This window comes from Gilliamella sp. B3801 (assembly GCF_026536645.1).
Lineage (GTDB): Bacteria > Pseudomonadota > Gammaproteobacteria > Enterobacterales > Orbaceae > Gilliamella > Gilliamella apicola_I.
On the sequence record NZ_JAFNNR010000012.1, the window covers coordinates 52,260 to 65,387 of the forward strand.

Genomic DNA, 13,128 nt, shown 5'->3' on the forward strand with positions numbered 1-13,128 from the left:
AAATTCAGATAAAAAAATAAGGTAATTTCGGTGAAAATTACCTTATTTTTATTTCAGTTATGTGATTTTACATTCTGTTTTAACAAACCTTATTAACATCAAAATTATTTAGTCATTTCACTTAACAAAGAATGTTGTAAACTTGAAGCATTGTCAAAATCCGTCAACTCATTACCATTAATAGCTTGTGGTACTTTGGAACCTTCTAATGGTTTACCGAGTACCTGCGACGCTAGTACTAAACCTTTATGCTCCATAATAGAATGGGTATAAAAGTTAATCAAATCTTGTTGGGTAATTTTTTTCAATTGATTGATTTTTTTCTCACGTGAATCAAATTTAAAGCGTGATAAACGATAATCTGACAGATAAAGATTTAATTCTTCCTCTAGCGTTTGTGGCGGCATTGTCAATTCATTGAGCACGCCTTTTTTATATTGCTCAACATCTTGATCGGATAATTCTTTCAATTTACTTAACATATTAGGATAAAAATCTTGATAGCGTTTAAGTAAATAGTCAGGATCATACTGATTACTTTGAATTAAAAATCCTAATCCTGACGATTCACCTATGGTAAACGGAATGGTAAACACGGCATAACCAAGCTGCTCGTTACTGCGTAACTGCTCATAAAAAGAAGGTTCAATCATTTTGGTCAGCGTATAACTTAAAACTTGTCCCTCGATTTCACTATAATTCGCTGGAATATATCCAATCATTAAAGCATTGTCGCTCGAAGTTGCATGTTGCGTAATTTTTGCTGTCTGTGTCGATGTTATTTTTATCGTTGGTTTTGGTTCAAACTCGATATTCGCATCCAACGTTTTTTGTATTTCCTGATAAAGTTTGAGTGAATTATCGTTCGATATATTCCCTAAACTGATCATATAAGGAACGGATTTCGACAGTAACTTATCACGATAAGCCAATACATCATTCACACTGATATCTGCTGTTATTCGGCGTTTATCACTGCGTTCGAAGTAAGGAATATAAGATAAAGCTTTAACTGGTTGCATCGATAATAAATAACTATTAGCATGATCGGCGGCATCAAGTTTTTGAAGATACCAGGATTTCGCTAATGCTAAACTTTGCTCATCAATATTAACATTTCGATAGCTATTTAAGACAGCGGTTATCATATCTGGCAGATGTTGATTAAAGCCTGTTGCAGTGATCATTAGTCCATTATCACCCGAACATGATAAAGACATACCTGCGACACCAGCCTGAAATTCTAACTGCGCTAAATTTCGACTGACAATATAGTCAAGTAAGTAAAAAATGACCTGTGATTTTACATCTTTAAATGCCTCGTTATTGCGCAATGAAACCACTATGGCAGCTTTCGGATCTTGTTTAAAATATTGACTAGCTAAATGAATATGATTTCCCCGTTTGTTAAACTCAACGGCTGGTAATGGAGTTTCACTTTGCTTTACAATCGAAAAGTCATCGGGGATATAAGGATTGAGCGCTGGTAAGGTAAACGAGAAATCTTTACCTAACGCTGTCCAATTTAATTTTTCTTCTTTAGTAATGTTATCAATTTTGTAAGGCGCTTCAACAAAATAAGCGGTTTTATTGGTTGCTTGATTCGGTGAAATCGTCCATATTCGGGCATTATCGGCAGTTAAACTTTTTAGTCGGGCGATAATTGCAGACTTATCAAAATGCGTTGCAATATAATCTGAATTAAGAACATTTTGAATTGGATATAGCAACATCTGATCCGATAACCATTCAACATAGGACATATCCCGTTCAATATCTTGATATTTAAATCCTAAATCTAAGACTTTCTTAAACTCCTCATAATAAGCTTCGGTTACACCTTCTTTTTGAATTAACTGCAAATAATTAAAAATGGCGCCAATAACTTTATCTTTCTGGCTAAGCCCTGCATCGGTTAAACTGACATTAATACTAAAAATACCACTATTGCCATATCGATTTGGTGAAATCGAGGAGGATATACTTTCGATTAATCCTTGTTTTTGAAGTTGGTCAGATAATGTATTTTGGCTACTGTTACTAATTAAATAAGTGATATATTCATCACTTTTATCGGCAAATTTAGCTAAATTGTTTTCAATGGGAAATTGCAATAACAACAACTTTTTAGGTTGTGCAGGAATCATATAAATTTGTTTACCTAACGAATCCGACGTCATTGCCTGCTTATCAATTTTTGGCGCAATAGTATGGCGATTGGGAATCTTTCCATAGGTATCTTCGGCTAATTTTGCCAATTTATTTATCGATTGATTACTGTAAATGACCCCGACCATAATATTGGCAGAATAATAATCGTGATGAAAATTGACTAAGGCATCTTGTAGTTTACTGTCTGGCTTATCACTTAATGTTTCTAAGTTACCCCCTGAAAATTGTGATGCAGGATGTTCGGGATTAATGGTTTCAGCATCAACTTGTTCAATTCTAAAACCATCATTGGATCGTGCCATAGTCAATTCGGCATTAACGGCATTGCGTTCTTTATCGGCAAATTTAGGATCTAAGATAGGCTCGGCAATGGCATCAGCTAAATAATCCAATGCTTTATCAAAAGCACTATTTTCAACTTCAAAATAAAATGCGGTACGATGTGCGGCAGTACTTGCATTATAACTGCCGGTGTGACGGCTTAAAAATTTAGAAAAACTTGCTGGTTTAGGATACTTTTTTGAGCCCATAAGTACCATGTGCTCAGTATAATGCGCTAAGCCTTGCTGTGCTTTTGGATCTTGCAATGAACCAACCGGTAGTGCTAGTGAGCCAAGCGATTTGACTGCATTGGGATCAGACACCAGTAACACCTGCATTTTGTTTGGTAACTCAATCACTTCATATTGACGTTTATCTCGTTCACTTTGTTGTACCTTTTCCAATAATACAGGGTGAACAAGCTTATTATCAATTGCGCTAGAAGAGTTGGAAATAATGAATCCTAACGCAGTAAAAATAATCAATTTAATTTTCATCTTATTCATATAATTTTCCCATTTAAAAAACTATTATAGTCTTAATTCAACAATTAAAGGCAAAAAAACATAAATAAACAATAGCTATCAAACTAAACAAAACTACACCAAATATTTCTATTCTTTGTTATATGTATTTTATATAATCCACGCGTTTGGATAACCTAAACCATGTAATTAAAATTACATCATCCTGTGATATTACCTAAGATTTCTATTTTTTGCTGATTCAGAACAACTCATTGATTAATTTACATCATTTCAATAGTGCTTTGATTCATACACAAATAAAAATAAAAACATAGATTTTGAAATATATTGAATTAAGGTGGTTTTATGTCTTATAAGTTAGTCTTAATGCTAAGTTTTTTTGCCTACAGTTCTACTATATTAGCAAACCCAATTTATGGAAATAACGCAATCAAAGCAGAACAATTATTAAATGAAAGCATTGAAGCAAAAAAAATGCAAAATTTTAATCTCGCTGCGCAAAAATTAGAATCTGCGCTTGTACTATCACCAACTAATTCAGACATACTTGTCCAACTTGGATTTAACTATTATGCACTGAAAAACTTAGATCAAGCAAAACAAGCGTTTCACAAGGCTTTAGTCTTAGCCCCCAATTATGTCGATGCCCAATACGGATTGGTCAGCGTTGTGTTAGCACAAAATATTGATAATCCAAGTGAAGCTGAATTACTACTCAATCACTATTTAACGCAATCACCCAATGATACCCAATTGTTAACATTAAAAAAAACAATCACTGACATCAAAAAATCGATTCATTACTGGACACTCAATGTTGCTGGTACTCATAGTCATTTAACAAAATCTTATGCTGACTGGAACGAAATGGAGTTTGCGCTATCTTACAAACTATCTAAAACAAGTACGATTACAGGTCATGTTGCTCAATCTCATCGTTTTAATATGAATGATCAAAGAATTGGTACAACATTTTGGCATACGCTAAATGATCGTGCTTACGGCTACTTATCAGGCTTTACCGCGACGTCGAAAAAATTCTTTGCACGTTATACTTTAGCAAGTGGTGCTGACTATGTATTATTATCATCAACAAATAAATATTTTAATTCCCTTCATATCACATTGGATTTAAAGTTCGACCACTACAACGACGGAAATATTAAAAGTATTACGCCAGGGATTGAGCAATACTTCTTGAATGACCGATTATCAATTGCCGGTAAGTGGTACAATACTTATGATCAGGATAATAATCATACCAACGGTTTTCTAATTAAGCTAACCGCAACACCAATCGAAAAATTGCATCTATTTATCGGTTACTCAAATGCTCAAGAAACATCAGATCGTTCTAACCGCTATAATCATTCATTAATCAAGGCGAAAGCACATTTCGTTGGGCTAACGTATGATGTTTCTGACAGATTAAGTCTTCAATTTAACTACACTGCTGAAGGTCGAAAAGACACCAACCGCAACCGTAATTTGTACAACAAGAAAACATTAGGATGTGGTATAAAATGGACATTTTAATACGGTATATGAATATTTACAATGTCAGTATGATTTTTGCTGGTCTGATAATTGTTTTTATCACGTCAATAATTTATCTTGATCGAAGATATCATCGGAAAAGATTTAATGATTTAAAACTAAAATTAATCGATTTGATTGCACAAAAAAGTAAAGTAAACGCCTTTTATGCAAGCAAAATATCGAAATATGCATTAAATTCCGTTGACTTAATTGCCGCTTTTTTTGCTGAAAAACAGTTCAATGAGCTTGAACCGGTATTACCGCTGTTTGAAAATGAAGTATTTCAAAAAAAATTGCGCACTTTATTAAAAAAAGGAACGACGAAAGAACGCATTGATGCCGCAAACATGTTGTCTTACTACCCTTCCACACAAACCTTTGCGGCGTTGAAACATGCTTGTAAAAACCATAACCAAGAAGTTGCTGTTGCAGCAGCGCTGAGTTTAGCAATCAGTAATCCTAACGTGACTCTTGCTGAACTCATAATCTTATTGTCTAATTCAATATCGCAAAATGGTCTATTTTGTTTTTTACGATTAGTTCCATCCTATAAGCTTTTAGAGTTTGAAACCGAACTAGCAAATCAACAATTTAGCAAAATTGTTGATAATCTATCTAACATCTTAACCCAAATTTCTATAAATTATATCACGCCTTACGCTATGTTAGCCAAAGAAGATAGACGCGATTATATGCGGGCGTTTTATGAATCTTTAATCGATTTACAAAATAGTTCTTCCGGTATTATTCACAGCTGTTATCTACTTAATTTTATTAATGAATTCTGCTATCAAGAAAAGATATGTAGTATTGAAGAATTGATAACAGAATATTTTGATTTTACGACTAAGCGATTTGTCCATATCCTCGATAAAAACAACAATATTTTCAAAATTAAACACGGGTAAACTTTATGAACAATGATTTATACTATGCAATCAAGCTTTGCATGGAAGTGCTGGTTATTCTCATAATGATTGTCGGACTTTTACAAGTGCTCATCTATTTTTTGCAACTTATCATTTCTGTTTATGTACTAATTAAAGCGCGAGATAACGATAAAAAAATTCAGAATATTAAAAAGAATGAAGGTATTTTACCGGCTATCTCTATTATTATGCCTGCTTATAATGAAAGCGTTACCATTATCGATAGTATTGAATCGATGCTTGCAACGGAATACCCTAATGTTGATATTATTGTGATTAACGATGGCTCAACCGACAATACTTTTCAATTAATTTATGACCATTTTCGATTACAAGAAACCGCCCATCATTTAAATAATGTGGAACAAAATCACCTATCTCATGCCAAAATAAGAGGGGTTTATATCTCTCAAAAAGATAGCCGTCTTCGCGTGATAGATAAAGTCAATGGAGGCAAAGCCGATGCACATAATGCGGCAATCAATTTAAGTCAAGCCCCTATCGTTTGTCTCATTGATGCTGATTCCATTTTAGAACCCGATGCATTAACTAAAGCGGTTATTCCTTTTATTTACAGTCCTAAAACTATTGCCGTGGGTGGAACCGTTCGAGTTGCAAACAGTTGTTTGATTAATAAAGGGGTGGTAACAAAAATAAAACTATCACGAAAGTACATTGTTCAATTACAAGCATTGGAATATATGCGTTCATTTTTAATGGCTAAAGTGGCCTGGAATCATATTAAAATATTACCGATTATATCAGGCGCATTTGGCTTGTTCCGTCGAGATTTAGCCATAAAAATTGGTGGATTTTCGGCTGACTCGGTTGGTGAAGATTTTGACTTTACGGTAAAATTACATAAACTAATCTATGATACCAAAGCCAATTATAAAATAGAATATGTCCCAACTGCGGTATGCTGGACTCAAGTACCCGAAAAATGGAAAGTATTAAAGAATCAACGAATACGTTGGCATATTGGTGCATTGCAAACTTATTTGCATTTTCGGGAGTTTACTTTTAAGTTAAAATATAAAAGATTAAGTTTTATTCTTTTACCTTTTTCGATTTTAACCGATATTTTAGGGCCGATTGCTGAATTATTAGGTTATGTATTATTACCCCTTTTTTGTTATTTTGATGTGGTCGATGGTAATTTAATTTTATCCTATTTTTTACTTGTTATTAGTTACAATATTTTAATCACCTCGACTGCCATTGCCATTGACGGCCTCTTGCTAAGAGGATTAGATAAAATCAGATATTTTGTATCACTACTTTTTATTTCGCTAATTGATAATTTTGGCTATCGACAAATCTGTTTATATTGGAAATTTAAAGGTTTCTTCCGTTTGAAAAAAGGTAAATTATCTTGGGGAAAAATGGAGAGAGTTAAATTTGATAAATAACATTAAACGACTATCAAGCAATGTACTATTTATTCTAATTACTGTCCTGCCTGCGGCTTTTGCGGGTAATGTGTCGATGTTGAACAACCTTAAAAACACCGAAACGAGCCAATACGATACGGCATTGCAACATGATTTGTCGAATCCTAATAGCGATTCGGTTTTAAGCGCCGTGGTAAATACAACGCAAATTATTGAGCAGGTAGCAATGAGTGATCCGGTTCCAATTATGATTGATCAAAATCAACCCTTATCACTTGATACATCTGCTCAACCAGATAGTTCAAATGTTCCAAAACTGGACATTGAACAATCAACACATTCAAATACACTGGTTAATAACTTAACTTATCCGGAAAAAAACCGCAATCTTGCTATGTGGAATTGGAAAGCAACCACATGGAATAATTCACCTAACCAATTTATCACAAAGATAAAATCAAAAGGGATCAATCAGATTTATTTACAATTATTTATTGAAAACCAGCAAATTGAATATGAAGAACAGCTAATAAATCTCTTAGACATTGCATTTCAAAATGGTATTGAGATCATTGCTGTTGAAGGAGCAGCAGAAATGATACTTGAAAGTGGTTTACAAAATGCGATTGAACGTAATCAAATAATTAAGCAATTCTGTCAGCGACGTATAAATAAACCTTGTCTTGCTGGAATTCAATATGATATAGAACCCTATTTATTAAGTGATTATGACCAAAATAAAGATCTGATTTGGCAACAATGGGCGCAAGCGATAAAAAAATTGAGTGAAAGTTGGGGAGGAAAAATTGAGATTGTAGTCCCATTTTGGTTAAAAGATATTAATCAAAGCAAGCAAATTATCCAGTATATTGAACCTTATTCCTTAAAATATATTATTATGGTTTATCGTACTGATTATGAACTGATTTATGATATCAGTGCTAAATGGTTATCATGGGGAGATGAAAATCTTCATAAAATCGTTATTGCCCTTGAAAATGGTATACTCAGTAAAGAATTCGAAAAATATTACTCCTATGACCAAACGAATAGTGAAATCGAAGATGGGTCAAATGATGAGAATTCTGATGTTAATTCAACTGATCATATAGTGGACTTCACAGAAATTAGCTTTGAAGGTAAAGAAGATGAGCTATTTGGCATGATTAATGCCTTGACTGAAGTATTTTCAAACTGGAGTTCTTTCGATGGTTTTGCTATTAATGGGCTTGATGTTGAAGAAGATTAAATAAGAGCTAGTCACCTAGCTCTTCTTAATTAGCATTATCGGTTATACCAAAAACGGATAAATGAAGTTTACATTAATGCTCACGTGTTTTTCTAAATTCAACATCCGGATAACGTTCCTGTGTTAAATTCAAATTCACCATACTTGGTGCAATGTAAGAAAGATTATCGCCACCATCCAGCGCTAAATTTTGTTCACATTTACGTTTAAATTCTTCCAATTTTTTCACATCACTACATTCTACCCAACGGGCGGTTGTGACGTTCACCGGTTCATAAATGGCTTCTACATTGTATTCCGATTTTAAGCGCGCAACCACAACATCAAATTGCAGCACACCGACCGCTCCGACAATCAAATCATTGTTGGATAAGGGTCTAAATACCTGTACAGCCCCCTCTTCTGACAACTGCACCAATCCTTTTAATAGCTGTTTTTGTTTAAGCGGATCTTTTAATCGTATCCGTCGGAACAATTCAGGCGCAAAATTAGGGATACCAACAAATTTGAAATCTTCCCCCTGCGTAAACGTATCACCGATTTGAATCGTACCATGATTGTGCAATCCAATAATATCGCCTGCATAAGCTTCTTCGACATGTTCACGATCACCAGCCATAAATGTCAAGGCATCAGAAATATTCACATCTTTGGCAATCCTCACATGGCGTAACTTCATGCCCTTTTCATACTTCCCTGACACGATACGCATAAAAGCAACTCGGTCACGATGTTTTGGATCCATATTAGCTTGAATTTTGAACACAAAGCCACTAAATTTTTCTTCTGAGGATTTCACTTCTCGCTTATCCGTTTGACGAGGTTGTGGCGTTGGCGCCCAAGCAGTTAAGCCATCAAGCATATGATCGACACCAAAATTACCTAACGCTGTACCAAAAAAGACAGGGGTTAAATCACCAGATAAAAAAGCATCCAAATCAAACTCATTTGATGCACCTTGAACCAGTTCTAGCTCTTCCCGCAATTGCAGAGCTAAATCCTCGCCCACCGCTGTATCTAATTCCGGATTATTTAACCCTTTAATAATACGTACATCCTGAATAGTGTGGCCTTTACCTGATTGATAAAGATAGGTTTCATCTTTTTTCAGATGATACACGCCTTTAAATAACTTACCACAACCAATCGGCCAAGTGATTGGTGCACATAGGATATTAAGCTCGTTTTCAACTTCGTCAAGCAGCTCCATTGGATCACGAATATCACGGTCTAACTTATTCATAAAGGTTAAAATTGGGGTATTACGTAACCGTGTCACTTCCATTAATTTACGAGTACGATCTTCCACCCCTTTAGCCGCATCAATGACCATTAAACAGCTATCCACTGCTGTCAATGTGCGATAGGTATCTTCCGAAAAGTCTTCATGCCCGGGGGTATCAAGTAAATTGACTAAACAATCATTATATGGAAATTGCATCACAGAAGTTGTGATAGAAATACCACGTTGTTTTTCCATCTCCATCCAGTCAGATTTTGCATGTTGCGCATTGGCTCCACGCCCTTTTACCGTTCCGGCAGTTTGAATTGCGTGACCGAATAACAAAACCTTTTCGGTAATCGTGGTTTTACCGGCATCAGGGTGCGAAATGATAGCAAAAGTGCGACGAGCATTAACTTCGTCTAAATAAGCTTGTTCTGTCATAAAATTAACGTTCATTAACCTGTACAAAAATAATCGAGCATTTTAACAGGTATCGCTATGCATTGCCATGAATGTATTACCTGTGATTTCCCTTATTTAATTATCTCTGCATAATATCTTCACTAGCCTAGCCAATTTGTACATTTACAGTATAAAATAGCGCTGAACTACGCAAAAGTTTTATCAAAACGGAACTTTCTATGAATATTCGTGATTTGAAATTATTTTTACATTTATGTGAGACGTGTCATTTTGGTATGACAGCTAATGCTATGCATGTTAGCCCATCGACTTTATCACGGCAAATCCAACGCATGGAAGACTATTTTGGTCATCCGCTTTTTATACGTGATAATCGGCAAGTTCAAATCACCCAAGTTGGCGAAAAGGTCAAACGTTTTGCACTCCAAGTTATTAGTCAACATCAGCAATTAAAACAAGAGTTAGAATTATCCAATCAACAGCTCATTGGTGAATTAAGACTTTTTTGTTCAGTGACAGCCGCTTACAGCCATTTACCCGACATTTTAGACCAGTTTCGTATACATTACCCACTGATTGAAATCAAATTATCAACTGGCGATGCGGCAGATGCCGTTGAAAAAGTCCAGTCTAACGAGGCGGATCTCGCTATCGCAGGCAAACCGAAACAATTGCCTGCTGGTGTTGAATTTTTAAAATTTGGTGAAATTGAAATGGTTTTGTTAATACCCAAACTTAATAGCACCTTTAGTGATAAACTTCATCAAAAAAAGCCCGATTGGCATAATATCCCTTTCATTTTACCTGAGCATGGCCCAAGCCGACAACGTATTGATCTTTGGTTTAAGCAACAGAAAATTACCAGCCCTAAAATTTATGCCACCGTTGCCGGACATGAAGCCATTGTCTCAATGGTGGCATTAGGCTGCGGTGTTGCCCTATTACCGAAAGTTGTGATGGAAAACAGTCCCGAAAGAATAAGAGAGCGTATTACTGAATGGTCAACCAACTTAATGCAACCTTTTGACATAGGAATGTGTGTCCAAAAAAGGCGATTATCCGAAAAAATTATCGCGGCATTTTGGAACCTATCCAATCTAAATCATACCAAAAATTAGAAAATAATTTATAATGGATTTGTCATTCAAAAACTAACATTAACAGGATTGTTAATGTTTTTGATTGCAATGAATGATACGCAACTATTTAACAGTCTGACTATCAAAAAGGAATATTTGAAATGCAATTGCACAACTTTCACGTTAAAACATTATTATCATTATTACTTTTTAGCTCCACACTTATTCCAATTTCCTTGCACGCTCAACAAGATATTCAGACCGATTCTTCTCAAAATTACTTAATTTTAGCTCCCGACTGGCTACTTACCGAAGAAGCCATTTATTATGATGGTGACAGTGATGACCTCGTTACGGCAGGTTTAGGATTTACTACCTTATCCACGTCAATTTATACCCCACATTTCAGTGATCCGACTCAGCCAACCATTCAAGAGCTACGGCAAGCAAAACTCAATCGTTTTATCAATATCAATAATGGTGAAGGCTCCTTATTTGGATTTAGACGCCAGGAATTAAGTCCCCTTTTTGATGGCAAAATTCCGGGATTTGAAATTTTAGCAACACTAAAATTAGAACAAGAAAAGGTGGGCATGTTACTGCAAATCCCGCTTGATTTTGATAAAAATAAACCATGTATTGTTGCAGTGCCTGCGACGGATTCAGACGGGTTATATAATGCAAAAGATGTGCAAATTCGTGGTTTATGGGGACTTCGGCACAATTGTGCGGTTGTTTATAATGATAAAGGTTTAGGCAATGGTATTTATGATATTGAGCATAAGCGTGGTTATGCCATAAATGGGCAAACTCAATCTACTAATTTATTGTTCGAACCCACTATTTTCAATAGAGATAGATTTATTAAAAAATATCCAAATCGCTATGCAATAAAACAACTCCATTCACGATTAAATTCTGAAGAAAGATGGGGCGAATTTGTATTAAAATCCATTGAATTTGCTTTTTATGCCCTTAATACACAATTCCCTTCTGATTCTAAGTTTCATTTTAATAAGGATAACACAATAGTTTTAGTTTATGGTGCAAGTGATGGTGGCGGTGCAGCATTAAAAGCAGGTGAACTTGATACTGACAATGTCATTAAAGGTATCGTTGCGGTTAATCCACAAATTCAACCCAATGTTGAAAATAGCACCGTTTCTATTCAATATAATAAAAGTGCTCCTCAAAAAATCGATTATAAATCAATTGCTGATTACAGTAGTTATGCGTCCCTGTATATTCCTTGTGCTATACCTGCTATTGTAGCTAAACACAAAACGATCACTATTCCGTTTGCTGACAAATACCTTTATTCACAAAACCGTTGTGATGCGCTAAAAAAAGAAAACTTATTAACAAAAGGTACCCCTGAAGAAGCACTTGAAAAATTACATAGCTATGGTTGGACGCCATCAATGGATATCCAACTCCCTTATTTTTATTATAAAGAAACAATTGGATTGCCTTATCAATATATCAGTGCCTATGGTCATTTTGATGTCACCGATAGAATGTGTGGCTACTCGGTCGCAAGTACGCAACAAAATCCGATAAATTATCAAGGTAAAGTTGCTAGTTTACACGAAGTGACATTTCAACAGCTATGGTCTTTTGCAACGGGTCATTTACCGATATGGTTAACGGATGATTCAACGGCTTTAGCACTGGTTAATAATGAAGATGCCTATTCACCAAGAAGCGATTTCTTTTCGGGTTCAGATAACAAAAAAGCCATTGACTATAATGCTAAGGGCGCCATATGTTTATATAAAAAATTAACGCATCCTCGAGTTAAATTTGGCATTAATCAAGTGAGTGCATCAGCAAATTTACATGGCACAAAAACCCTTATCGTTCATGCTCGTCATAACGTTAAACAGCTACCTGATTATACTGCACGTGCTTATGTCGCATTAAATAGCCAAGTAGAAGGTAACGCCTCGCAACTGCGCTATTATGAGATTGAAAACACCAGCTACTTGGATGGCACTTATCCATTTGATAATTCGCTCTTACCAATTGATTATTATGGGGAAGATGCCATGGAATGGTTATGGTTTCATTTAACGAATCATGCCTCTTTACCTGAAAGCCAAGTTGTTCGTGTAAAAGCCAGAGGTGGTAAAATAGGTTTTGCTCCACAATTGACCGAAAATACGCTTGTCCCTATTTCGCAAACACCAAACCAAAAGGATTTAATCACGACTGAAAACGGGAAAATTATATTACCCAATTAGTATCTACGGTAATTAGCAATCCGCTTAGGACACATCCAAGTTATTAATTCACATTTGTTAAGTCTA

Annotated in this window: 8 protein-coding genes; 6 read left to right on the plus strand and 2 right to left on the minus strand. The window is 35.2% G+C overall.

The features are described 5' to 3' along the window. Positions 1-104: 104 nt before the first annotated feature. Entirely contained in the window at positions 105-2,999 is a 2,895-nt protein-coding gene (gene ptrA, locus J3U14_RS10420; RefSeq protein WP_267352200.1) for a pitrilysin, read from the minus strand. Positions 3,000-3,326: 327 nt separating this feature from the next. Here ptrA and J3U14_RS10425 point away from each other — a divergent pair, with 327 nt between their 5' ends. From J3U14_RS10425 to J3U14_RS10440, 4 genes are read left to right on the plus strand one after another with little or no spacing between them, the layout of a single operon-like run. Beyond that, positions 3,327-4,517, plus strand: a complete 1,191-nt coding sequence (locus tag J3U14_RS10425) for a YaiO family outer membrane beta-barrel protein (protein ID WP_267352201.1) — start codon at positions 3,327-3,329, stop codon at positions 4,515-4,517. Then, positions 4,505-5,428 (plus strand): hypothetical protein, encoded by a 924-nt coding sequence (locus J3U14_RS10430; RefSeq protein ID WP_267352202.1) that lies wholly within the window; start codon positions 4,505-4,507, stop codon positions 5,426-5,428. The genes J3U14_RS10425 and J3U14_RS10430 overlap by 13 nt, the downstream gene beginning before the upstream one ends. Before the next feature lie 5 nt (positions 5,429-5,433). Beyond that, a complete protein-coding gene (locus J3U14_RS10435; RefSeq protein WP_267352203.1) occupies positions 5,434-6,861 on the plus strand; it encodes a glycosyltransferase family 2 protein in 1,428 nt (475 codons plus the stop codon). Next, positions 6,851-8,092, plus strand: a complete 1,242-nt coding sequence (locus J3U14_RS10440) for a hypothetical protein (protein ID WP_267352204.1) — start codon at positions 6,851-6,853, stop codon at positions 8,090-8,092. Before J3U14_RS10435 ends, J3U14_RS10440 begins: the two co-directional genes overlap by 11 nt. A 73-nt stretch (positions 8,093-8,165) precedes the next feature. Here the strand turns inward: J3U14_RS10440 and prfC are convergent, their stop codons facing one another. Beyond that, on the minus strand, positions 8,166-9,758 hold the full coding sequence (prfC, locus tag J3U14_RS10445; RefSeq protein WP_267352205.1) for a peptide chain release factor 3: 1,593 nt from the start codon (positions 9,756-9,758) through the stop codon (positions 8,166-8,168). Between the two features lie 200 nt (positions 9,759-9,958). Between prfC and ilvY the strand changes: the two genes are divergently transcribed. Further along, on the plus strand, positions 9,959-10,858 hold the full coding sequence (gene ilvY / locus J3U14_RS10450; protein ID WP_267352206.1) for an HTH-type transcriptional activator IlvY: 900 nt from the start codon (positions 9,959-9,961) through the stop codon (positions 10,856-10,858). A gap of 122 nt (positions 10,859-10,980) precedes the next feature. Next, positions 10,981-13,062 (plus strand): 3-hydroxybutyrate oligomer hydrolase family protein, encoded by a 2,082-nt coding sequence (locus J3U14_RS10455; RefSeq protein WP_267352207.1) that lies wholly within the window; start codon positions 10,981-10,983, stop codon positions 13,060-13,062. Positions 13,063-13,128: the final 66 nt, after the last annotated feature.

Coding starts and splice junctions, on each gene's coding strand:
- ptrA (WP_267352200.1), bottom strand. CDS start 2,999: ATGAATAAGATGAAAATTAAATTGATTATTTTTACTGCGTTAGGATTC.
- J3U14_RS10425 (WP_267352201.1), top strand. CDS start 3,327: ATGTCTTATAAGTTAGTCTTAATGCTAAGTTTTTTTGCCTACAGTTCT.
- J3U14_RS10430 (WP_267352202.1), top strand. CDS start 4,505: ATGGACATTTTAATACGGTATATGAATATTTACAATGTCAGTATGATT.
- J3U14_RS10435 (WP_267352203.1), top strand. CDS start 5,434: ATGAACAATGATTTATACTATGCAATCAAGCTTTGCATGGAAGTGCTG.
- prfC (WP_267352205.1), bottom strand. CDS start 9,758: ATGACAGAACAAGCTTATTTAGACGAAGTTAATGCTCGTCGCACTTTT.
- ilvY (WP_267352206.1), top strand. CDS start 9,959: ATGAATATTCGTGATTTGAAATTATTTTTACATTTATGTGAGACGTGT.
- J3U14_RS10455 (WP_267352207.1), top strand. CDS start 10,981: ATGCAATTGCACAACTTTCACGTTAAAACATTATTATCATTATTACTT.